20 protein-coding genes are annotated in these 23,163 nt (G+C 68.8%); 11 read left to right on the forward strand and 9 right to left on the reverse strand.

What is annotated here, in order from left to right; translation table 11 throughout:
* Positions 1–9: 9 nt before the first annotated feature.
* From B9N75_RS08115 to B9N75_RS08130, 4 genes are all read right to left on the reverse strand, one after another.
* Entirely contained in the window at positions 10–1,299 is a 1,290-nt protein-coding gene (locus B9N75_RS08115) for an adenylosuccinate synthase (RefSeq protein ID WP_085218333.1), read from the reverse strand.
* A gap of 68 nt (positions 1,300–1,367) precedes the next feature.
* Complete coding sequence (locus B9N75_RS08120) at positions 1,368–2,252, reverse strand: LOG family protein (protein WP_085218334.1); 885 nt, start codon at positions 2,250–2,252, stop codon at positions 1,368–1,370.
* Positions 2,253–2,301: 49 nt separating this feature from the next.
* On the reverse strand, positions 2,302–2,961 hold the full coding sequence (locus B9N75_RS08125) for an extensin family protein (protein ID WP_085218335.1): 660 nt from the start codon (positions 2,959–2,961) through the stop codon (positions 2,302–2,304).
* Positions 2,962–3,045: 84 nt separating this feature from the next.
* Positions 3,046–4,011 carry a hypothetical protein gene (locus B9N75_RS08130; RefSeq protein ID WP_085218336.1) on the reverse strand — a complete coding sequence of 322 codons (966 nt, stop codon included), beginning with the start codon at positions 4,009–4,011 and terminating at the stop codon, positions 3,046–3,048.
* Positions 4,012–4,179: 168 nt separating this feature from the next.
* On the opposite strand from B9N75_RS08130, the gene B9N75_RS08135 reads away from it, so the two are divergent.
* Together B9N75_RS08135 and serA are read left to right on the forward strand one after the other, a co-directional pair.
* On the forward strand, positions 4,180–5,376 hold the full coding sequence (locus tag B9N75_RS08135) for a phosphoserine transaminase (protein WP_085218337.1): 1,197 nt from the start codon (positions 4,180–4,182) through the stop codon (positions 5,374–5,376).
* Positions 5,377–5,482: 106 nt separating this feature from the next.
* The gene (serA, locus tag B9N75_RS08140) at positions 5,483–7,060 is read left to right on the forward strand and encodes a phosphoglycerate dehydrogenase (RefSeq protein ID WP_085218338.1); all 1,578 of its coding nucleotides are present in this window, start codon (positions 5,483–5,485) and stop codon (positions 7,058–7,060) included.
* Between the two features lie 266 nt (positions 7,061–7,326).
* Here the strand turns inward: serA and B9N75_RS08145 are convergent, their stop codons facing one another.
* The 3 genes from B9N75_RS08145 to mutY form a co-directional block, all read right to left on the reverse strand.
* Positions 7,327–8,031 (reverse strand): c-type cytochrome, encoded by a 705-nt coding sequence (locus B9N75_RS08145; protein ID WP_085218339.1) that lies wholly within the window; start codon positions 8,029–8,031, stop codon positions 7,327–7,329.
* 72 nt (positions 8,032–8,103) lie between these two features.
* Positions 8,104–8,988: an NAD(+) diphosphatase gene (gene nudC, locus B9N75_RS08150; protein ID WP_085218340.1), complete on the reverse strand. Its 885-nt coding sequence runs from the start codon at positions 8,986–8,988 to the stop codon at positions 8,104–8,106.
* Positions 8,985–10,034 carry an A/G-specific adenine glycosylase gene (gene mutY / locus B9N75_RS08155; protein WP_085218341.1) on the reverse strand — a complete coding sequence of 350 codons (1,050 nt, stop codon included), beginning with the start codon at positions 10,032–10,034 and terminating at the stop codon, positions 8,985–8,987. The genes nudC and mutY overlap by 4 nt, the downstream gene beginning before the upstream one ends.
* A 26-nt stretch (positions 10,035–10,060) precedes the next feature.
* On the opposite strand from mutY, the gene B9N75_RS08160 reads away from it, so the two are divergent.
* The 4 genes from B9N75_RS08160 to smc are packed head-to-tail and all read left to right on the forward strand — an operon-like array spanning position 10,061 to position 15,565.
* Positions 10,061–10,630 carry a DUF721 domain-containing protein gene (locus tag B9N75_RS08160; RefSeq protein WP_425292390.1) on the forward strand — a complete coding sequence of 190 codons (570 nt, stop codon included), beginning with the start codon at positions 10,061–10,063 and terminating at the stop codon, positions 10,628–10,630.
* A gap of 3 nt (positions 10,631–10,633) precedes the next feature.
* Entirely contained in the window at positions 10,634–11,386 is a 753-nt protein-coding gene (locus B9N75_RS08165) for a thioredoxin domain-containing protein (protein WP_085218343.1), read from the forward strand.
* A complete protein-coding gene (locus tag B9N75_RS08170; protein WP_085218344.1) occupies positions 11,386–12,090 on the forward strand; it encodes a thioredoxin domain-containing protein in 705 nt (234 codons plus the stop codon). The genes B9N75_RS08165 and B9N75_RS08170 overlap by 1 nt, the downstream gene beginning before the upstream one ends.
* Positions 12,091–12,121: 31 nt before the next feature.
* Complete coding sequence (gene smc / locus B9N75_RS08175; RefSeq protein WP_085218345.1) at positions 12,122–15,565, forward strand: chromosome segregation protein SMC; 3,444 nt, start codon at positions 12,122–12,124, stop codon at positions 15,563–15,565.
* Between the two features lie 151 nt (positions 15,566–15,716).
* Here the strand turns inward: smc and ypfJ are convergent, their stop codons facing one another.
* Positions 15,717–16,589 (reverse strand): KPN_02809 family neutral zinc metallopeptidase, encoded by an 873-nt coding sequence (ypfJ, locus tag B9N75_RS08180; RefSeq protein WP_085218346.1) that lies wholly within the window; start codon positions 16,587–16,589, stop codon positions 15,717–15,719.
* Between the two features lie 113 nt (positions 16,590–16,702).
* Here ypfJ and B9N75_RS08185 point away from each other — a divergent pair, with 113 nt between their 5' ends.
* The 5 genes from B9N75_RS08185 to B9N75_RS08205 all read left to right on the forward strand — a co-directional run bounded on the left by B9N75_RS08185 (position 16,703) and on the right by B9N75_RS08205 (position 22,062).
* Positions 16,703–17,842, forward strand: coding sequence for a patatin-like phospholipase family protein (locus B9N75_RS08185; RefSeq protein ID WP_085218347.1), 1,140 nt, complete (start codon positions 16,703–16,705; stop codon positions 17,840–17,842).
* A 15-nt stretch (positions 17,843–17,857) separates the two neighbouring features.
* Positions 17,858–18,643 carry a 3-hydroxybutyrate dehydrogenase gene (locus tag B9N75_RS08190; RefSeq protein WP_085218348.1) on the forward strand — a complete coding sequence of 262 codons (786 nt, stop codon included), beginning with the start codon at positions 17,858–17,860 and terminating at the stop codon, positions 18,641–18,643.
* Between the two features lie 57 nt (positions 18,644–18,700).
* A complete protein-coding gene (locus B9N75_RS08195; protein ID WP_085218349.1) occupies positions 18,701–19,348 on the forward strand; it encodes a DUF4893 domain-containing protein in 648 nt (215 codons plus the stop codon).
* Between the two features lie 20 nt (positions 19,349–19,368).
* A complete protein-coding gene (locus B9N75_RS08200; RefSeq protein WP_085218350.1) occupies positions 19,369–20,691 on the forward strand; it encodes an amidohydrolase in 1,323 nt (440 codons plus the stop codon).
* A 90-nt stretch (positions 20,692–20,781) separates the two neighbouring features.
* Complete coding sequence (locus B9N75_RS08205; protein ID WP_085218351.1) at positions 20,782–22,062, forward strand: HD-GYP domain-containing protein; 1,281 nt, start codon at positions 20,782–20,784, stop codon at positions 22,060–22,062.
* A gap of 124 nt (positions 22,063–22,186) precedes the next feature.
* Here the strand turns inward: B9N75_RS08205 and B9N75_RS08210 are convergent, their stop codons facing one another.
* The gene (locus tag B9N75_RS08210; protein WP_085218352.1) at positions 22,187–23,137 is read right to left on the reverse strand and encodes an aldo/keto reductase; all 951 of its coding nucleotides are present in this window, start codon (positions 23,135–23,137) and stop codon (positions 22,187–22,189) included.
* Positions 23,138–23,163: the final 26 nt, after the last annotated feature.

Consider the following 23,163-nt stretch of genomic DNA (forward strand, 5'->3'; position numbering starts at 1 on the left):
TTTTCCGTCCTAGTCGGCGAACGGGTCTCGAACGAGGATCGTGTCCTCGCGTTCCGGGCTGGTCGAAACCAGCGCAACGGGACAGCGGATCAGCTCTTCCACTCGCCGGATATATTTGATCGCCTGGGCCGGAAGCTGCGCCCAGCTCCGCGCGCCGGCGGTCGATTGCTGCCAGCCCTCGACCGTCTCGTAGATCGGCTCGACGCGCGCCTGATCGGCGGCGTGGGCGGGGAGATGATCGAGCGTCTCGCCGTCGAGGCGATAGCCGGTGCAGATCTTCACTTCGTCCATGCCGTCGAGCACGTCGAGCTTGGTGAAGGCGATGCCGGTGACGCCCGATACCGCGCAGGACTGGCGGACGAGCACCGCATCGAACCAGCCGCAGCGCCGCTTGCGCCCGGTGACGGTGCCGAATTCATGGCCCTTCTCGCCGAGCCGCTGGCCGATGTCATTGTCCTGCTCGGTCGGGAAGGGGCCGGAGCCGACGCGGGTGGTGTAGGCCTTGACGATGCCGAGCACGAAGCCCGCCGCCGAGGGGCCGAGTCCGGTGCCGCCTGCCGCCGTCCCCGCGATGGTGTTCGACGAGGTGACGAAGGGATAGGTGCCGTGATCGACGTCGAGCAGCACGCCCTGTGCGCCTTCGAAGAGGATGCGGCGGCCGCGGGCGCGCGCGTCGTTGAGGGTCTTCCACACCGGCTTGGCGAAGGGCAGGACGATCGGCGCGATCTCGGCGAGATCGGCCATCAGCCGCTCGCGGTCGATCGGCGGCTCGCCGAAGCCGGCGCGCAGCGCGTCATGGTGTGCACACAGCCGCTCGATCTGGGGGCCGAGCGAATCGAGATGGGCAAGATCGCAGACGCGGATCGCGCGGCGACCGACCTTATCCTCATAGGCCGGGCCGATGCCGCGCCGCGTGGTGCCGATCTTGCCGGAGCCGGACGCATCCTCGCGAAGCCCGTCGAGATCGCGGTGGAACGGCAGGATCAGCGGGCAGGTCTCGGCGATGTGGAGATTGTCGGGCGTGATCGCGACGCCCTGGCCACCCAGTTTCTCGATCTCACCCTTGAGGTGCCAGGGATCGAGCACGACACCATTGCCGATCACCGACAGCGTACCGCGGACGATGCCCGAGGGGAGCAGCGAGAGCTTGTAGGTCTTGTCGCCCACCACCAGCGTGTGGCCGGCGTTGTGCCCGCCCTGGAAGCGGACGACGCAATCGGCGCGGCTCGCCAGCCAGTCGACGATCTTGCCCTTGCCCTCGTCGCCCCATTGTCCGCCGATGACGGTTACGTTCGCCACAGTGATTCCCTGGAAATTGTGCCGCGGGAGCCTCTAGGCGGGCAGCGCCCGCGCGTCCAGCGGTGCGCCTATTTCGCGAACTCCAGCGGCTCGCCGTTTTCGGCATAATGCGCGCAGACATAGTCCCAGGCTTCCTCGGCGGTCTCGACGAAGCGAAACAGCTTGAGATCGTCAGGCGCGATCGTGCCTTCCTCGACCAGCGCGTCGAAATTGACCACGCGAGTCCAGAAATCGCGGCCGAAGAACAGGATCGGCATGGGCTTCACCTTGCCGGTCTGGATGAGGGTCAGAAGCTCGAAGCTCTCGTCCATCGTCCCGAAGCCGCCGGGGAACACCGCGACGGCGCGCGCGCGGATCAGGAAATGCATCTTTCTCAATGCGAAATAGTGGAACTGGAAGCTCAGCGACGGGGTGACGTAAGGGTTGGGGAGCTGCTCGTGCGGCAGCACGATGTTGAGGCCGATCGATTCCTCGCCCTCGTCCTCGGCGCCGCGGTTGGCCGCTTCCATGATCGACGGGCCGCCGCCCGAGCAGACGACGAACTGGCGCAAGCCATCCTCGTCGGCGCCGACACGGCTGGCGAGCCGGGCGAGCTTGCGCGCCTCGTCGTAGAAATGCGATTTCGCCTTGAGGCTTTCGGCGATGCGGCGCTGCGCATCGTTGGCCGCGGTCTGGATCAGTGCATCGGCCTTGTCGGGTTCCGGAATGCGTGCCGACCCGTAGAAAACGAAGGTGGAGGCGATCTTCGCTTCGTCGAGCGCAAGCTCGGGTTTCAGCAGCTCGAGCTGGAAGCGGACGGGGCGCAAATCCTCGCGCAGCAGGAAGTCCATGTCTTGAAAGGCGAGGCGGTAGGCGGGATGCTCGGTCTGCGGGCTGGAGGTCGGCTGATTGGCGACTTCGGCTTCTTCGCGCGCGGGGGCGAAGACGCGTTCAGGGGGCTTGGGATCAGTCATGGTCGCGCTGTCTAGAGCGAGAATGTGACGCGGGAAAGCCGCGAGGGCCTCAGCGGCAATAGGGGCCGCGTCCCATGTCGAAGTGGAAATGGTCGCGGTGGAGCGCGTTCGCGTCCGGCCCCAGCGTGATGCCGAAGCGGCGGCAGCCGGCCTGGTGGACGGCGCGGAGGAAGCGGCGGACATCCTCGTCCTCGCCGTTCCACCCGGCGAGCACGGTAATGCGCCGCCCGTCTTCCAGCACGAAGCCGCCGATGTCGACGGCGTTGGCGAGGCCATGCTCGCTGATCCGGTTGCCCGCCACATTGTTGACCGGGCGGCAGGCGTAGGTACCCATGCTCTCGACCTTGACGACGCGGCTCCGGAGCCACTGGCCGGCGGCGGGCTGCACCGCCTCGCGCACCCAGCGGCCGAAGCGCAGCGCCAGCGGGCAGGTCATCGCGCCGAGATTGGTGGTCGGCGTGCCGATATCGATGAGCTGGACGGCGCCGAGCGCGCTGCACCCGCCGGAGAAATATTGATCGGGCAGCGGCCGATAACGGAACTCTTCGCGCCGCATGTCGGCATGGCATTGCAGCGTGGCGGCGCTCGGCTCGGCGGGACGGACGACGGGCGGGCGCGACGGCGATGGGCGCGACGGTGGCTCGGGCCGGTCGACGCGCGGAATGCACCCCGCGACCAGCAAACACGCCAACACCAACCCCCGCTTCATGCTTGCGAGTAACGACCCGCAGCAAGCAGACGTCAAGCGCGGCGAAGCGTCAGCGAGTCGAGCCGTGCCACGTGCGCGACGGGGCTATTTGCGCACTCCGACGATCGCCGCCACGATCGCTGCATTGTAAGACCGGTAGGCGTCCTGGACGAGCGCGGTCCATTTCGCCGGATCCACGGTCACCTGGTTGCTGGCGCGGAGCATCCCGTCGTCGAACAGCGAATTCCAGCGCTGGCGCGACGTCGCGCCGCCCGCGCCCTCTACCGTCGCGAATGCGGCGTCGGTGGGATAGTCCTTGGCGGGCCGGACGACGCCTGGTGTGCCGATCCCCGCGCGCACGGGATTCTGGAAGTTGACGGGGGATTCGGCACGGATTGCAAAGCGCACCTCGTTGCTGGCGGTCGCCCGCTTGTCGCCGGTCAACGTGCGGCCGACCTTGGCCTCGCTTTCGGCAAAATCGACGGTCAGCGATGGAAAGATCATCACCGCCCCGATCGCTGCGCCAGCGCCGTTGAGCTTGCCGGTGGCGCCGATGCGGGCGATGCCTGCGATGCCGGTCGTCTTGCCGCCGGGCACGAACAATTCGGTGAGCGGCGCGGCGTCTGCGCCGACGCTGACGAACTTTTTCTTGACGCCCTTGCCGATAACAATGCCGCCGTCGCCGCCCTGGTGCATGTTGCCGGGCGCCATTTCGACGCCCGCACTGGCAAGCACGCCGCGCGCTTCGGCATCGTCGGACACCGTCAGCCCTGCCGCCGCCATCTGCGCCTTCAGATCGGCGTGCGCCTCGTTGGCGAGCGTGCGCATCATCGCTTCATCGACGCCGGCAAGGATCGTGGTGGCGCTGGCCTTGGCCATGACTCCGCCGGACGCGGAAGCGCGCTGGCCGATGATATAGTTGATCGAATAGGATGGGATGGCAAACTTGTCGCGGCCCTTGACCAGCCCGGAATGCTGGCCGGTCATTTTGACCGGAAACTGCTGCGCCGCGGCCGGTGCGGCGGTGGCGAACGCGAGCGTGCACGCGATAACGAGAATGGATGATTTCATGGTGACTCCCCCCGAAGACGGGGCGGAAGCTGCGACGGCGCGCGCGGGCTGGCAAGAGGGAATCGTAGGCCGGCGCAGATCGCTTGACTTGGGGGCGCCGTGGCTTAACCCCGTCGGCGGGCCACGCCGTCCCAACGCGGCGCGTGCTCTCTGTGAGGAGAGTTATTGATGACGAATGATTCTACCGGCGGCGCCGGCGTGCTCGACGCGCCCGCCCGGCCTACCGCCAAGCCTTCCGACAAGCCCCGCCGCCCGCATTTCTCGTCGGGCCCGTGCGCCAAGCCGCCGGGCTGGGGTCCCGAACATCTCGCCACCGGTTCGCTCGGCCGCTCGCATCGCTCGAAGATCGGCAAGGCGCGGCTTCATCATGCGATCGATCTGACGCGCAAGCTGCTTCGCGTGCCCGATACCCACCGCATCGGCATCGTCCCCGGCTCCGACACCGGCGCGGTCGAGATGGCGATGTGGACCATGCTCGGCGCGCGGCCCGTGACGATGCTCGCCTGGGAGAGCTTCGGCGAAGGCTGGGTCACCGATGCGGTGAAGCAGCTCCGCCTCGACGCGAAGGTGATGACGGCGCCTTACGGCGCGCTCCCCGATCTCGGCGCGGTCGATCCCGGGCACGACGTGGTATTCACCTGGAACGGCACCACTTCGGGGGTCCGCGTGCCGGACGGCGGCTGGATCGGCGATGCGCGGGAGGGTCTCACGATCTGCGACGCGACCTCGGCGGCGTTCGCGATGGAGCTGCAGTGGGACAAGCTCGATGTGACCACCTTCTCGTGGCAGAAGGTGATGGGCGGGGAGGGCGCGCACGGCATCCTGATCCTCGGCCCGCGCGCGGTGGAACGGCTTGAGACCTACACGCCCGCCTGGCCGCTGCCCAAGCTCTTCCGCCTCACCAAAGGCGGCAAGCTCAACGAGGGCATCTTCCAGGGCGAGACGATCAACACGCCGTCGATGCTGGCGGTCGAGGATTATATCTTCGCGCTCGAATGGGCGCAGGGCTTGGGCGGGCTGCCGGCGCTGATCGGTCGGTGCGAGGCCAATGCCCGCGCGCTCGACGCCTGGGTGGAGCGCACGCCGTGGATCGCGCATCTCGCCGCCGATCCCGCGACGCGCAGCACGACGAGCGTCTGCCTCGCCTTCGCAGCCGCGGCAGGGCTGGACGATGCGGCCGCCGCTGCGCTGGTCAAGGCGATGGCGTCGCTGCTGGAGAATGAAGGCGCCGCCTTCGACATCGCCAGCTATCGGGACGCGCCGCCGGGACTGCGCATCTGGTGCGGCGCGACGGTCGAGACGGCCGACATCGAGGCGCTCGGCCCCTGGCTCGACTGGGCCTACGCCACCGCGCGGGCTGCTTGAACTGTCACTCCCGCGAACGCGGGAGCCCAGTCCGCTTCCCCGACCCGCCCCCTCTCCCAAACTGGGTTCCCGCTTTCGCGGGAATGACAAGATGAAAGACATTCCCATGCCCAAAGTGCTGATTTCCGACCAGATGGATCCCAAGGCCGCTGAGATCTTCCGGGAGCGGGGGCTGGAGGTGGACGAGCGGCCCGGCCTTTCGAAGGACGAGCTGAAGGCGATCATCGGCGGCTATGACGGGCTCGCCATCCGCTCCGCCACCAAGGTGACCGCGGACGTGCTGGAGGCCGCGCCCAACCTCAAGGTCGTCGGCCGCGCCGGGATCGGGGTCGACAATGTCGATATTCCCGCCGCCTCGGCGAAGGGCGTGGTCGTGATGAACACGCCGTTCGGCAATTCGATCACCACCGCCGAACATGCCATCGCGCTGATGTTCGCGCTCGCCCGCCAGCTTCCCGAGGCCGACGTTTCGACGCAGGCGGGCAAGTGGGAGAAGAACCGCTTCATGGGCGTCGAGCTCACCGCGAAGACGCTGGGACTGATCGGGGCGGGCAATATCGGATCGATCGTCGCCGACCGTGCGCTGGGCCTCCGCATGCGGGTGATCGCCTATGACCCCTTCCTGACGCCCGAGCGCGCGCTGCAGCTCGGCATCGAGAAGGTCGAGCTCGACGATCTCCTCGCCCGCGCCGACTTCATCACGCTGCACACGCCGCTGACCGATCAGACGCGTGGCATCCTCTCCGCCGAAAATCTCGCCAAGACCAAGAAGGGCGTGCGCATCATCAACTGCGCGCGCGGCGGGCTGATCGACGAGGCGGCGTTGAAGGCCGCGCTCGACAGCGGCCATGTCGCGGGAGCGGCGCTCGACGTTTTCGTCGAGGAGCCGGCGAAGCAAAGCGCTTTGTTCGGCACGCCGGGCTTCGTCGCGACGCCGCACCTCGGCGCCTCCACCACCGAGGCGCAGGTCAATGTCGCGATCCAGGTCGCCGAGCAGATCGCCGATTTCCTGACCACGGGCGGGGTCACCAACGCGCTCAACGTGCCGAGCCTTTCGGCCGAGGAGGCGCCGAAGCTCCGCCCCTACATGCAGCTCGCCGAGAAGCTCGGATCGCTCGTCGGCCAGCTCGAGGGCCAGCGGATGACCGGGGTGGCGATCGAGGTGGAGGGCGCGGCGGCGAGCCTCAACCAGAAGCCGATCACCGCTGCGGTCCTCGCCGGGCTGATGCAGGTCTATTCGGACACGGTGAACATGGTGAACGCGCCGTTCCTGGCGAAGGAGCGCGGGCTCGACGTGCGCGAAGTGCGGCACGACCGCGAGGGCGATTACCACACCTTGCTGCGCGTAACAGTAACGACGCCGGAGGGGCAGAAGTCGGTGGCAGGCACGCTCTTCGCCAACACCGCGCCGCGCCTCGTCGAGATATTCGGCATCAAGGTGGAGGCCGAGCTCGACGGCGAGATGATCTACATTGTCAACGAGGATGCGCCCGGCTTTATCGGCCGGCTGGGCACGGCGCTCGGCGAGGCGGGGGTCAACATCGGTACGTTCAACCTCGGCCGGCACACCGCGGGCGGCGAGGCGGTCGCGCTGGTGTCGGTCGACAGCCACATCGATGGCGCGACGGTGGCGGCGCTCAAGGCCTTGCCGGGCGTTAAGCGGGTGAAGCCGCTGCGGTTCTAGGAGCGCGGATCGGGCGTCGCGGGGCGCGAATGTTCCCAATGTTCGCACTGGCCATAAGGGTGGCCACACCCGTTCGCGCGGGCAGAGGACGGGCAGACGATGGGAAGGAGCCGAACAGCCCGGTCATCGCAGAAAGCGGCGATGTAGGACATCGGTCATGGGGTGGGGGTGGGGGTGGAGATCTTTGCGCCTCCCTCGGAGACGCCACCCCACCCCAAACCCCTTCCCATCAAGGGGAGGGGGTTAAAGAACGTCTGGGCTAACCCCTACTGCTGCTTTTCCTGCGCGGCACGGCCGGTGACGGCGGGGGCGCCGTCGCCGCCGATATTGCCTTCGGGCTGCGCGGCTGCGGCCGCTTCGTTCACTTCCGGCTGATCGGGCGCCTTGCCGGCGGCGGCGTTCGCGTCGCCGTTCTCGGCAGCGACTTCGGCCGGCGTGTCGGCGGCAGGCGGCGGCGGGACGGGGAGACCGCCGCCCTGCTGGTTGAGGAACATCATCACCGCGGCGCGATCCTCCGGCTTGGAGAGGCCAGCGAAGGTCATCTTGGTGCCGGGCGCGAAGGTGCGCGGGCTCTTCAGCCACGCGTTCATATTGTCCCAGTCCCAATTGCCGCCATGCGACTTCAGCGCATCCGAATACGCGAAGCCGGGGACGTGGGCGATCTTCTGACCCATGTTGGCCCAGAGGTTCGGGCCGAGGCCGTTGGGGCCGCCCTGGCTGTCGGTGTGGCAGGCGGCGCACTTCTTGAAGACCTGCGCACCCTGCTCGGCAGTGGCGGAGGCGAGATAGAAAGCGATCGGCTTTTCGGCCTCGGCGCCCGCTTCGCCTTCGCGCTCCACGCCCTCGATGGGATAGCCCATCTTTTCGGGCCGTTCGCCGCGAAACACTTCGCCGGTTACGATCGATGCACCCAGCGCGACGATCCCCGCGCCAAGCACCCACCCCGCAATCGTGTTGAACCGATCGTCCATGTCGCTTTCCGAGCCTTTCGAAGACGCGCGTCCGCCGAGCGCGGGCGGCGCGCGAATGATCCCTGGCGCCCTTTAAGCGGCGGGAGCCGCCGGGGCAAGCTGCGGTTGACCACTATCCAGCCAGGCACGCAGCAAGGTGTGGGCGATGGCGTAAGGCGGCGGCGCCTGAAAGCGGGCATCGGGCGTGCGATCGAGTGCCGCGCGGACCTCGGCGCGGTCCACCCACATCGCATCGGCAAGCTCGGTGGCGTCGAGCGTGATCGCATCGCTCGGCGAATCGGCGATGCAGGCGATCATCAGCGATCCGGGGAAGGGCCAGGGCTGGCTCGCGACGTAGCGGACGTTGGCGACGGCGATGCCCGCTTCTTCGGCAAGCTCGCGCGCGACGGCCTCCTCGATCGATTCGCCGGGCTCGACGAAGCCGGCGAGCGCCGAATATCGGCGCGGCGGATAATGAAGGCCGCGGCCGACGAGCACGCGGCCGTCATGCTCGGCGAGCATGATGACGACGGGATCGACGCGGGGGAAATGCTCGGCGCCGCAGCCTTCGCAGCGGCGGCCCCAGCCGGCGCGGAACGGCGCCGTCGCGGAGCCGCAGATGCCGCAATAGCCGTGGCGGTTGTGCCATTCGATGAGGCTGCGCGCGCCGCCCCACAGCGCCGCCTCGTCCGCCGCCATCGCATCGAGAATGGCGAAAACGCTCCACGCGGTGCGGCCGAGCTCGATCCGCGGCATCGGCGCGAAGAGCGGCGTGCCGTCGCTGAGCCCCAGGAAGATGTGCTGATCGTGGCCGCCGAGCGGCTCCCATTCGAGGCGCCCCGACGGATCGAGCACCGGATCGACGCCGGCGAGCCGCAGGATGAGCGCAGCCGGATCGGCGGCGAGCGCGGCGATCCGCTCGGGATCGTGGCGGAGATTGTCGGCGCGGTCGATGCCGGCGCCGGTGAAGCCGATCATGCCGCGCCTTTCCAGCGTTGTTCGCGCCAGGCGAGGCCGCGCGCGGCGAGCTTGGCGAAGAGGGTGGGGAGACCCGCCTCGGCGATGCGATCGGCGGGCCACCAGATGCCATCCACAGGGGCATCGCGGACCTCGGCGCAGCGCAGGGTCAGCGCCAGCGTGAAATGGGTGAAGCCGTGCTCGATCGCGCCGCCCTCTTCCCAGCGCGCATCGATCGGCGCGCCGGACAAGGGCGGCGGCGCCTCGGTCCATTGGCCGGTCGGCAGCGCGAGCATCCCGCCGAGCAGGCCCTTGGCGGGCCTGCGGACGAGCAGCACCTGGCCGCGATACTCGACCCAATAAGCATCGCCGTGGCGGTGCGGGCGCGCCGCGCGCGGCGCCTTGACCGGAAAGGCTTCGGGATCGCCGCGGCGCCGGGCGGTGCAGATGTCGCTCAGCGGGCAGATCGCGCAGGCGGGATTGCGCGGGGTGCAGATCGTCGCGCCCAGGTCCATCATCGCCTGCGCGAAATCACCGGCGCGGTCGTCGGGGGTGATGGTATCGGTGCGCGCGCGGATCTCGGGCCGCGCGGCGGCGAGCGGCGTTTCGATCGCGAACAGCCGGGTGACGACGCGCTCGACATTGGCGTCGACCACCACGGCGCGACGGCCGAAGGCGATCGTGGCGATCGCGGCGGCGGTATAGGCGCCGATGCCGGGAAGTGCGCGCAGCCCCTCCTCAGTGTCGGGGAAGATGCCGTCATGCTCCTCGGCCACCGCGCGGGCGCAGGCGACGAGGTTGCGGGCGCGGGCATAATAACCGAGCCCTGCCCAGGCGGCCATGACTTCGCCCTCGTCCGCTTCCGCGAGCGCGTCGACGGTCGGCCAGCGCTCGGTGAAGCGCGCGAAATAGCTGCGCACCGCGGCGACCGTGGTCTGCTGAAGCATCACTTCGGACAGCCAGACGCGATAGGGATCGGGCGTTTCGCCGGGCTTGGCGCGCCACGGCAGATCGCGCGCATGCACATCGTACCAGCGCAAAAGTTCGGGCCAGGCATCGACGGGCATGGGGCGCCTATGCCATGCTCGGCGGGATGGCGAAATCATTTGGCGCGAAGGGCAGGAAAAAGCCCGAAGAGGCTCCGCGGGCGATGCGTCCGCGGGCGGTGTCGGAGATGCTGCCCGACGTTGGCCGTGCCGCTTTCCGCCGTTTCGGCTTCGTCCAGTCGTCGATCGTCAGCCGCTGGCGCGAGATCGTCGGCGAGCGTTACGCCGCCGTCTCGGCGCCCGAATCGATCCGCTTTCCCTATGGCAAGAAGTCGGACGGGGTGCTGACGCTGGTAGTGGAAGGCGCGCACGCGCCGATGATGCAGCATGTCGCCCCGGCGATCATCGACCGGGTCAACCGCTTCTTCGGCTATCCGGCAGTGGCGCGCGTCGCCTTCCGCCAGGGGCTGGTGCGGGTGGCGCGCGAGCAGGCGAAGCGGATGCCGGCGCCGGCCGCGCCGCTGCCGCGTGAACTGGGCGAGAGCCTGCGCGAGGTCGCCGATCCGGAGCTGCGCGCCTGCCTCGAATCGCTTGCGCGCGGGCTCGCGGCGGGCGATGCACCAAGCCATTCTCCGGGCGTGGCCTCCATACCCGTCCTCGGCAAGCTAAAGGGATAAGGAATGAAAGCTCTGATCCAGACCGGCGCGCTGTCGCTGGCGATGCTCCTGGCCGGCTGCGGCGACAACAAGACGGCGGACGGCAACAGCAGCACCGCGGCCACTGCCCCGGTCGGCGAGGCGATCCCGGCGCCCAACGGCGGCGACTGGACGACCACCGTCTCCGCGACGCCCGAAGGCGGCTTCATCATGGGCAATCCGAATGCGCCGGTGAAGGTCGTCGAATATGCCTCGATGACCTGCCCGCACTGCCGCGATTTCTCCGCGACCGGCACGCCGCAGCTCGTAGAGAAATATGTGAAGACGGGCCAGGTCAGCTACGAATTCCGCAACTTCCTGCTGAACGCGATCGACATGTCGGCATCGCTGCTCGCGCGGTGCGGCGGGGCGACGCCCTTCTTCAAGCTCACCGAGCAGATGTACCAGACGCAGGACCAGTGGGTCGGCAAGCTGCAGACGCTCTCGCCCGATCAGCAGAAGGCGTTCGAGGGCATGGCGCCCAACCAGGTGACCGGCGCGATCGCCGACGCCGCGGGGCTCATCGATTTCGTCCGCGTCCGCGGCATTCCGGAGGAGAAGGCGCGCCAGTGCCTCGCCAACCAGAGCGAGATCGACAAGCTGGTCGAGCTCGGCCAAAAGACGATGCAGCAGCATCCGGACTTCCCGGGCACACCCACCTTCCTCATCAACGGCGAGATGGCGCGCAACACCGGCACGTGGGAAGCGCTCGAGCCGCAGATCCGCGAGAAGCTGTGATGATTACCCGCGCGATCGCCGCCGCGCTTGCCGTCGCCGCACTGGGGGCGGCGGCGTCGCTCCCCGCGCAGCCGGCGGGCAAGGCGGCGGCGCGCGACTGGACCCGTGCGGTCAGCGCGACGCCGGACGGCGGCTTTCGTGTCGGCAATCCGGCGGCGCCGATGAAGCTTGTCGAATACGGATCGCTGACCTGCGACCATTGCGCCCATTTCGCGCGTGACGGGATGCCCAAGCTCCTCGCCGGGCCGGTGAAGAGCGGGCAATTGAGCTTCGAATTCCGCAATTTCGTGCGCGATCCCTACGATATGACCGCGGCGCTCTTGGCGCGCTGCGCCGGGCCGGGCGATTTCTTCGCGCTGACCGACGCTTTGTTCGATGCGCAGCGCGACTGGATCGCGCGCTATCAGGCGATGACGCCCGCGCAATCGGCGGAGATGAACGCGCTGACGCAGGGGCAGAAGATCGACAAGCTCGCCGAGTTCGGCGGGCTCTATGCGATCGCTGCGCGCCACGGCGTTCCGGCTGCCAAGGCGAAGGCCTGCGTCACCGACGAGGCGGCGTTCAAGAAGCTTGCCGAGATGCGCAAGATCGCCGCCGAGCGCGACCAGTTGCAGGGCACGCCGCATTTCCTGCTCAACGGCAAGCCGCTCGCTGTCCACGACTGGGCGGGGCTGGAGCCGCTGCTCAAGACGCCGGCCGGCTGATCGCGGGGCCGCCGAGCGTGGGGGCGCTGCCTTGCGGATAAAGCGGCTCAAGCTTTCCGGCTTCAAGAGCTTCGTCGAGCCGGCGGAACTCAGGATCGAGCCGGGGCTGACCGGCGTCGTCGGCCCCAACGGCTGCGGCAAATCCAACCTCCTGGAAGCGATCCGCTGGGTGATGGGCGAGGGCAGCGCGAAGTCGCTGCGCGGGGCGGGGATGGAGGACGTGATCTTCGCCGGCACCGCGACGCGGCCGTCGCGCGACTTTGCCGAAGTGTCGCTGCTTGCCGAGCGTGCGGCGGGCGAGGGGGTGGCGGAATCGGGCATCCCCGCGGACGGCGAGATCGAGGTGACGCGGCGGATCGAGCGCGGCGCCGGCTCCGCCTATCGCGTCAACGGGCGGGACGTGCGCGCGAAGGACGTCGCGCTGTTCTTCGCCGACGCCGCGACCGGCGCGCACAGCCCGGCGCTCGTCAGCCAGGGCAAGATCAGCGCGGTGATCGCCGCCAAGCCGACCGAGCGGCGGCAGATGCTGGAGGAAGCGGCGGGTATCGCCGGGCTCCACGTCCGCCGCAAGGATGCGGAGCAGAAGCTGCGCGCCACCGAGACCAACCTCACGCGCATCGACGAGCTGCTGGCCGACATGGAGCAGCGCGCCTCGGCGCTCAAACGGCAGGCGCGCGCGGCGGAGCGATATCGCAAGCTCAGCGACGAGATCCGCGTCGCCGAGGGGCGGGTGATCTTCGCGCGCTGGCGCGAGGCGGCGGCGGCGGCGGATGCCGCGAAGCGCGATGCCGATGCGGCGGTAGCAGCGGTCGATAAAGCAGCCGAAGCGCAGCGCGCCGCGGCGGCGTGGCAGACGCAAGCCGCGACCACGCTGGCCGATCGGCGGAAGGACTCGCAGGCCGCGCGCGAGGCGGCGACCGCGCTCGCGCATCGCCTCGCGACGCTGCGCGCCGAGCAGGGCGGCGTCGAGCGGCGCATCGCCGAGCTTGCCGGCCGACAGAAGGTGCTTGCGGCCGATCGCACTCGCGAGGCGGCGCTGGGCGAGGACGCGCGCGCCGCGCTGGCTCGGCTGGAAGCGGAACTGGCGGCGATCGCGGCGCGGCTCGCCGATGCGGAAGCCGCGCGCGGCACGATCGATATCCGTACCGTCGAGCGCGAGGATGCGGCGCGCGATGCCGAAGCCGCGCTCGCCCGCGTTCGCGCGCGCCAGGCAGCCGAGCAGGCCGAGGCGCGGGTCGCGGGCGCGGCGCTGGAAACGGCGCGCGCCAAGCTCGCGCGGGCGGAGGCGGAAGCCGCGCGCATCGCCGAGCAATTGGGCGAGATCGGCGATGCCGCGCCGCTGGTCGAGGAACGGCGCGCAGCACGGGCGAAGCGCGAAGCGGCGGAACAGGCGCTGGCCGGTGCGGCGACGGCGATCGCGGATGCGGAGGCCGCGCGGCAGGCGGCGGCGGCGCGGCGCGATGCGGCGGAAAGCAATGTCGCGGCCGCGCGCGCGGCGCTGGCGACGCTCGAATCCGAAGCCAAGGCGCTGGTCCGTGCGGTCGAGCGGCAGGGCGGCGGCGACCGCGCGATCGACCGGGTCAAGGCGGCGCCGGGTTATGAACGCGCGCTTGCTGCTGCGCTGGGTGACGATCTCGAGGCCGCGCTGGAGGGTGACGGCCCGCGGCGCTGGGCGGGCGCGGCACCGGCGGCGGGCGATCCCGCCCTGCCGGCGGGCTCCGATCCGTTGAGCGATCATGTCGAAGCGCCCCCGGCGCTGGCGCGGCGGCTGGCGCAGATTGCGGTTGTCGAGAGCGACGACGATGCGCTCGCCCTGGCGGTTGGTCAGCGGCTGGTGACGAGGGACGGTCGGCTGCGGCGCTGGGATGGCTTCGTCGCGACCGGCATTGGCGCCGCCGCGGCGGAGCGGCTGATCCGCGTCAACCGCCTCGCCGAGATCGAGAGCGCGTTGCCGAAGGCGGCGGCGGAAGTGAGCGAGGCGGAGACCGGCGTCGCGGATGCGCGCACGGCGATCGATGCGGCGCGCGAGCGAACCGAGGCGGCGCGGCGCAGCGAGGGCGAAGCGGCGGCGGCAATACGCGAGGCGGGGCGCGCCGAGGATGCCGCCAATGTCGCGATCGAGCGGCTCGAGATGCGCCGCACTGGCCTTGCCGAACGCGCCGACCAGGCGGCCGCGGATTTGGAAAGCGCACGGCAGGCCTTCGGCGAGGCGGAGGCAGCGGCGTCGTCCTTGCCGGACTCGGCCGCCACGGAAGAGGAAGTCGCCGCGCTGCGCAAAGCGGCGGAGACGGCGGGCGCTGCCTTGGCCGAAGTCCGCGCCGAAGCCGCGACCCATGCGCGGGCGGTGAGCGCAGACAAACAGCGCGCCGAGGCGGCGACGCGCGAACTGACCGACTGGAAGGCGCGCGTGTCCGACGCCGCCAAGCGCCACGCCGACATGGGCCGCCGCATCGCCGAAGCCGAAGCGGAAGCGGAAACGCTCGCCGACGCGCCCGAGCGGCTGGCGCGCGATGTCTCTACTGCCGAGGGCGAGGCGGGCGAAGCCAGCACCGCCGCTGAAGCCGCTGCCACCGCCGAGCGCGAGGCGGAAGAGGCGCTGCGCGGCACCGAGGCAAGGCTCGCCGAGGTGGGCGAGGCGCTGGCGCTGGCGCGCGAGACGCGCGCGGGCGCGGTCGCGCGGCACGAGAATCAGGAGATGCGCCGCGTCGAGATGGGGCGGATCGCGGGCGAGAAGTTCGAATGCCCGCCGCCGCTGCTGCCCGAGCGCGCCGGGTTCGATGAAGCGACGATCCGCATCGCGCAGGAGGAGTCCGCCACACGCGACCGACTGACCGTCGACCGCGAGCGGATCGGCCCGGTCAATCTCGTCGCCGAGCGTGAACTGGCCGAGCTGGAGGACAGCCGCACGATCAACCAGAGCGAGCGCGAGGAGCTGGGGCTTGCGATCAACCGGCTGCGCGGATCGATCGGCAGTCTCAACCGCGAGGGCCGCGCGCGACTGCTCGCCGCGTTCGAGGCGGTCGACCGCCATTTCCGCAGCCTCTTCACCACGCTCTTCGACGGCGGCCAGGCGCATCTCGAGCTGATCGAATCGGACGATCCGCTCGAGGCGGGGCTGGAGATCATGGCGCAGCCGCCGGGCAAGCGGCTGCAATCGCTGACTCTGCTTTCGGGCGGCGAGCAGGCGCTGACCGCGGTGGCGCTGATCTTCGCCTTGTTCCTCACCAATCCGGCGCCGATTTGCGTGCTCGACGAGGTCGACGCGCCGCTCGACGATGCCAATATCGAGCGCTTCTGCGACCTGCTCGACCGGATGACGGGCGAGACCGACACGCGCTACCTGATCGTCACGCACAATGCGGTGACGATGAGCCGGATGCACCGCCTGTTCGGCGTGACGATGATCGAGAAGGGCATCAGCCGCCTCGTCAGCGTCGATCTCGGTGGCGCGGAGCGATTGCTGGCGGCGGAGTAAGGTAAAGCACCTCACCGCTCATCTCGAGCAAGCATCGAGCGGAGCCGAGATGCGTCGTCGAGAGATCTCTCGACTTGACTGTCTCGACTTCGCTCGACAGCCGCTCGAGATGAGCGGTTTGGTTTGTTCGATATGAGCGGCCGGGTGGGGCTCAGATATTCCCGCTGAACGTGTCGCAGGTGTTGGGATTGCCGCTTTCCAGCCCGCGGCGGAGCCAGGCCATGCGCTGTGCCGAGGTGCCGTGGGTGAAGCTCTCCGGCACCGCATAGCCCTGCGCGGCCTTTTGCAGCGTGTCGTCGCCGATCGCCTCGGCGGCGCGCATGCCTTCCTCGACGTCGCCGGCCTCCAGCCGCTCGCGGTTACGCGCGGCCCATACACCGGCATAGCAATCCGCCTGCAGCTCGACGCGCACCTGCACCTCATTGCCCTCGGCCTGGCCGGCGCGCGCCTGCGCAGTCTGCGCCTGATCGAGCGTACCGGTGATCTGCTGGATGTGATGGCCGACTTCGTGCGCGATGACATAAGCCTGCGCGAAATCGCCTGCCGCGCCGAAGCGGTTCTGCAGCTCGGCAAAGAAGCTGGTGTCGAGATAGATGCGGTTGTCGTTCGGGCAGTAGAACGGCCCCATCGCCGATTGTGCGGCGCCGCAGCCCGACTGGCCGTTGCGGTCGTAGAAGATAAGCCCCGCAGGCCGGTAGGTCTGGCCGTTCTCCTGGAAGATGGTGCCCCACGTATCCTCGGTGCTGGCGAGCACCTGGCAGGAGAAGCGGCTTTCGGGATTGACCGCGCAGGCCTCGGCCGCGCTCTTGCCGCTCTGCGCGACCTGCCGGGTGGGCGTGCCGCCGCCGAACGGGTTGAAGCCGAACAGCATGGCGAGGACCACGACGACGAGGATGCCGCCGATGCCGAACTTGCTGCCGACGAGGCCGAGCAGCATGCCCATTCCGCCGCCCCCGCCGCCGCCGAAGCTCATCCCGCGCTGGTCACCCACATTGTCGCTGCTGCGGTAATCGTCGAGCTTCATGGCTGCGCCCCTGTCGTTACGGGGTCACAATGCTTGTGAACGCGGACGGTTGCAAAGCCGCCGCGACAGGCAGATGAAACCCTCCGCCTGCTCGAGAGTTTGTGCACTGCAACATGGCTGACGCCAATCCCAATCGCCGCGCCAAGACGCCGCAGCATCTGCCGCTCCCGGACATGGTGGCGCTCGTCCTCCAGGGCGGCGGCGCGCTCGGTGCGTTCCAGGCTGGGGTGTTCGAGGCGCTCGCCGATACCGCGATCGAAATCGACTGGGTGGCGGGCATTTCGATCGGCGCGGTCAATGCCGCGATCATCGCCGGCAATCCGCCCGAGAGTCGTGTCGCCAAGCTCCGCAGCTTCTGGAACCAGGCGACCTCCGCGCTGCCCAGCCTGTCGCTGGAGGGCACCGACGCTTGGCAGCAGGCCGTGCATCTCTTCTCGGCCGGATATGTGGCCGCGACGGGCGTTCCGGGCTTCTTCAATCCCCGCCTGGTTCCGCCGGTTTTCGCCGCGCCGGGGAGCGCCGATGCGCTGAGCTTCTACGACAGCGCGCCGCTCGCCGCGACGCTCGATGCGCATGTCGACTGGCAATTGCTCAACGACGGGCCGATGCGGCTGTCGGTCGGCGCGGTGAACGTCGAGAGCGGCAATTTCCGCTTCTTCGACACCACCACCGACCGGATCGACGCGCGGCATATCATGGCATCCGGCGCGCTGCCGCCCGGGCTGCCGCCGGTCGAGATCGACGGCTGCCTGTGGTGGGACGGCGGCATCGTCTCCAATACCCCGCTGACCCACGTCCTCGATCATCAGGCGGGCGACATGCTGGTCTTCCAGGTCGATCTGTTCCCGGCGCGCGGCGCGCGGCCGCACACGATCATGGACGTCTATTCGCGCGAGAAGGACATCCGCTATTCGAGCCGCACCCGGCAGGTGACGGACCAGCTCCTGCGGCTGCGCAAGGAGCGCGAGCTTATCCGCAAGGTGCTCGACAAGCTGCCACCTGCGCTTTCGAAGGACGATGACGTCGCCGCGCTCCGCGCGCTCGCGGCGGAGCGGGCGGTGAGCGTCGTCCACCTCATATACCGCGCGCGCGGCTGGGAGGGCGGCGCGCGCGATTTCGAATTCTCGCGCGACAGCATGGATCACCATTGGGACGAAGGGCGGCTCGCGGTGGCGAGCACGCTCGAGAAGGACGCGCTGATCGCCAGCAATATCGTGGACGGCAAGACCGCTTCGTTCGATCTCGCCAAATGAAGGAAGGCGCATAACATGTCTCTCAAGGGTAAGGCCGCGCTCATCACCGGCTCCACCTCCGGCATCGGCCTCGCTTATGCCAAGACGCTGGCGGGCGCGGGCGCGCACATCATGCTCAACGGCTTCGGCGACCGCGACGCGATCGCCAAGATCCAGCGCGAGATCGAGGGACTGAGCGGCGCCAGGACCGATTATTCGGACGCCGATCTGACCAATCCCGCGGCGATCGAGGCGATGATCGGCCAGGCCAAGAGTTCGCTCGGCGGGGTCGATATCCTCATCAACAATGCGGGCATGCAGCATGTCGCGCCGGTCGACGAATTCCCGATCGACAAATGGAATGCGATCATCGCGCTCAATCTCTCCGCCGCCTTCCACGCCATCCGCCTCGCGGTGCCGCACATGAAGGAGAAGAAGTGGGGGCGGATCATCAGCACCGCATCGGCGCACAGCCTTGTCGCGAGCCCCAACAAATCGGCCTATGTCGCGGCGAAGCACGGCATCGCCGGCCTCACCAAGACGGTGGCCCTGGAAGTCGCGACCCACGGCATCACGGTCAATTGCATCAGCCCGGGCTATGTCTGGACCCAATTGGTCGAGGACCAGATCCCCGATACGATGAAGTCGCGGGGGCTGACCCGCGAGCAGGTGATGAATGACGTGCTCCTCGCCGCGCAACCGACCAAGCAGTTCGTGACGCCCGAACAGGTGGCGAGCCTCGCGCTCTATCTCTGCAGCGACGATGCCGCCGCGATCACCGGCGCGAACCTCTCGATGGACGGCGGCTGGACCGCGCAGTGACGCCCGCGGCCGGGTTGGGCCTTGCCCGCACGGCCCGGCTGTAGCAGGCTGCGCTTCGTGAGAGTTTTTCCGCTTGCTCCAGCCGCTTGTGCGCTGGCCGCCGTCCTCGCTTCCGCCTGCGCCGCGCAAGGCGGGGGGCGCTCGGGCCTCGCATCGGCACCCGCAGCGCTCGACTGGCGCCAGCTCGCCACGGATTCGGACCGCTTCCGCCTTCGCCAGTGGCGCAATGCCTGGATGCGCGCGCTTGCCGAGGCGCGGACCGGCGGCCATGCCGCGGATGTCGCCAAGGAAGGCGCGCTGCTCCAGCCGGACGCGGCGATCGAATGGCGCACGCCGCCGATGGGCGAATATGATTGCCGGGTGATCAAGCTCGGCACCAAGGGCGCGGCGGGACTTCCCTACGTCGCCTATCCGCCGTTCCGCTGCCGCATCCGCGACGAGGGCGGGATGACGAGCTTCGCCAAATTGAGCGGATCGCAGCGCCCGCTGGGGCTGCTGGTCCCCGCGCGCGGGGGCGACCGCATGGTCTTTCTCGGCACGCTGCAGCTCGGCGACGAGACGCGCGCGCTGCAATATGGCCGTGACCGCGAGCGCGACATGGCGGGATTCCTCGACAGGATCGGACCGAACCGCTGGCGGCTGGCCTTTCCGCAGCCGCACTTCGAATCGAAGATGGACGTGATGGAGCTCGTTCCGCGGGAATGAGCGCAAGCAGGGGTTATCAGATGAAACAGGGACTTTTCGCCGCCGCGGCACTCGCCGCGGTCCTCGCCGCCGCGCCGGCCGCCGCCGATCCGCTGAGTGATGCGGTGAAGAAAGACATGCCGGCGCTGATGACGCTCTACAAGGAGCTGCACGCTGCGCCCGAGCTTTCGATGCAGGAGGTGAAGACCTCTGCCAAGCTCGCTGCCGAGGCGAAGAAGCTGGGCTTCGAAGTCACAACCGGCGTCGGCAAGACCGGCGTCGTGGCGGTGATGAGGAACGGCCCCGGCCCGGTGCTGCTGCTGCGCGCCGACATGGATGGGCTCCCCGTCGTCGAGCAGACCGGGCTGCCCTTCGCCAGCAAGGTGCGCGCGACCAGCGTTTCGGGCACCGAGAGCGGCGTGATGCACGCCTGCGGGCACGACACGCACATGTCCGCCTGGGTCGGCACCGCGCGCCGGCTGACGGCGATGAAGGATCAATGGTCGGGCACGCTGGTGATGATCCTGCAGCCCGGCGAGGAGACGGGCCAGGGCGCGCGCGCGATGTTGGAGGACGGCCTCTACACCCGCTTCCCGAAGCCCACCCATGCGATCGCCTTCCACGACAGCGCGTCGCTTCCCGCCGGCGTGCTCGGCTATACGCCCGGGCCGTCCTTCGCCAATGTCGACAGCGTGGACATCGTCGTGCGCGGGCTCGGCGGGCATGGGGCGGTGCCGCAGAACACCAAGGATCCGGTCGTGCTCGGCGCGCGGATCGTCGGCGCGCTCCAGACCTTGGTCAGCCGCGAGCTCGATCCGCAGGATGCCGCGGTGGTCACCGTCGGCAGCTTCCAGGGCGGCACCAAGCACAACATCATCTCCGACGAGGCGACGCTGTTGCTGACGGTGCGCAGCTACAACCAGAAGACGCGGAAGATGCTGCTCGACGGCATCGCGCGGATCGCGAAGGGCGAGGCGATCGCCGCCGGCGTGCCCGAGGACCGGATGCCGGTGGTCAAGATCCGCGACGGCGAATTCACCCCGGCGGCGATCAACACCGAGGGGCTGACCGACAGCACCGTGGCATTATTCCGCACGCGCTTCGGCCAAGACCGCGTCCGCGCGGTGCCGCCGCCGATGGTGGGCGAGGATTTCGGCCGCTATCACCTTGAGGACAGCAAGATCGAGAGCCTGATCTTCTGGGTCGGCGGCGTGCCGCAGGCGAAATGGGACGCGGTCGACGGCGATACGGCGAAGCTGCCCTCGCTCCACAGCCCGTTCTGGGCGCCTGAGGCCGACACCGTCATCTCCACCGCAACCGAGGCGATGGTGACGGCGGCAATGGGCGTGATCGGCAAGAGCTGACGCAGGACTAACCGTAACGATTTCAAAAGAGTTCGGTAATAAAACCCTGGCTTCGGACGATTGTCGTTGATCGCTTGGAGTGGGGCCAAGGTGATAAGGCGGGTTGAGGCGCGCGCTGTTCGGCTGGGGATGTATATCCACGGCCTAGAAGGATCGTGGCTGACGCACCCCTTTTGGAAAACCAAGTTCCTGCTCACCGATCCCGACGATCTCGCAGCACTTCGGGACAGCGGCATCGAAGCGGTACTGATCGACGACGAGAAGGGGACGGCGCCGGAAGCCGGATCGGCCGAGCCGCTCCCGTCCGCAGCGCCGGTCCCCGATGTCGCGCCAGCGCCGAGCCCGGCCGCGACGCCGATCCGCGCGCGCCGCGCCGTGCCGCTCCCCGATCGCTGCTCCGCCGGCGAGGAGATGCAGCGCGCGGCGAAGATCTTGGGCAAGTCCAAGCGCGCGGTGAACCGGCTGTTCGCCGAGGTGCGGATGGGCAAGGCGGTGAACGGCGGCGAGGTGCTGCCGCTGGTCGAGGACGTGTCCTCTTCCGTTTCGCGCAACCCCTCCGCATTGATCAGCATCGCGCGCATCCGATCGAAGGACGAATATACCTACGTCCATTCGGTCGCGGTCTGCGCGCTGATGATCAATCTCGGCCGCCAGCTCGGGCTCGACGAGGGCGTCGTGCGCGATCTCGGCGTCGCCGGTCTGCTGCACGATGTCGGCAAGGTCGCGACGCCGCCCGAGGTGCTCAACAAGCCGGGCAAGCTCACCGACGCGGAATTCGTCATCATGCGCAGCCATCCCGAGCGCGGCCATGAAGTGCTGACGCGGTCGGAAGGCGTGCCCGAAATGGCGCTCGACGTCTGCCTCCACCATCACGAGCGGATCGACGGCACCGGTTATCCGCACGGGCTGAAGGGAGAGGAGATCAGCCTCGCCTCGCGCATCGCTTCGGTCTGCGACGTTTACGACGCGATCTCGTCGAACCGGCCCTACAAGGAAGCGTGGGGCGCGGCGGACTCGCTCGCCAACATGTATCGCTGGGAAGGCCATTTCGACAAACGGCTGCTCAACGCCTTCATCCGCAGCGTCGGCATCTATCCGGTCGGATCGCTGGTGAAGATGCGATCGGGCCGGATCGGTCTCGTCATCGACCAGAACACCGACGATCTCACCGCGCCGTTGGTCCGCATCTTCACGAAGCCCGATCGCGGGCCGCTGACCTTCCACGACCTCGATCTTAGCCGGCCGGATTGCGACGACCTGATCACCGGCCGCGAGGATCCCGAGCGCTGGGGGCTGACCCCGTGGGAAGACTTCTGGACCGAGCTAATCACCCGCAAGCCCGCCACGGCGCGCCGGGCGATCGCGTCTTAGAACCTCCCGCCCCGCTCATCTCGAGCGGCTGTCGAGCGAAGTCGAGACAGACAGTCGAGAGATCTCTCGACGACGCATCTCGGCTGCGCTCGATGCTGGCTCGTGATGAGCGGTTGGATGCTTGTTATCGCGAAGCTTCGTCTAGCCGCGCGATCTGGTCGGCGGTCAGCGTCATCTCCATCGCGGCGAGCAGTTCTTCGAGCTGCTCCACCCGCGTCGCGCTGGCTATCGGCGCGGTGACGCCGGGCTGCGCCGCGACCCAGGCGAGGGCGACCTGCGCGTGAGTGGCGCCGGTGTCGGCCACCACCGCGTCCATCGCCTTGAGGATGCGGGTGCCGCGATCGCCGAGATATTGCTTCACGCGGCCCGCGCGATGGCCTTTGGAAAGATCCGCTTCCGAACGGTATTTGCCGGTCAGGAAGCCCGATGCGAGCGCGAAATAGGTGAGGACGCCGAGGCCCTTTTCGACGCAGAGCGTCTGGAGCGGCCCTTCATATTGGTCGCGCCGCATCAGGTTCAGCTCGGGCTGGACGACCTGATAGGCCGCGAGGCCCTCGCGCTCGGAGATCGCGAGCGCCTCCGCCAGCCGGTCGGCGGTGAAATTGGAGGCGCCGAGGACGCGGACCTTGCCCGCCTTCACCAGCGCGTCGAACGCGGCGAGACTGTCCTCCATCGGCGTCGCCGGATCGTCCTGATGCGCGTAATAGAGATCGATATAATCGGTGCCGAGCCGCTTGAGCGAAGCATCGACCGCGGCGGCGATGCGCGCGGGCTCCAGCTTTGCGCCGCCCTCGCCGGGCAGCATGCCGACCTTGGTTGCGATCAGCACGTCGTCGCGCCGCCCGCGCCGCCGGAGCCATTCGCCGAGCAACGCTTCGGACTCGCCGCCTTCATGCCCGTCGACCCATGCGGAATAGACGTCGGCGCTGTCGATCATCGTCCCGCCGGCGTCGATGAAGCGATCGAGGATGGCGAAGGCGGTGTCGCCCTTGGCGCTGTCGCCGAAGACGTTGCCGCCCAGCACCAGCGGCGGGGTCTGAAGATCGGTCGATCCGATGCGGCGAAGCTGGGGCATGCAAGTCTCCTTCTGCCCCGATAATG

Origin of the sequence: Allosphingosinicella indica (genome assembly GCF_900177405.1) — a bacterium.
Lineage (GTDB): Bacteria > Pseudomonadota > Alphaproteobacteria > Sphingomonadales > Sphingomonadaceae > Allosphingosinicella > Allosphingosinicella indica.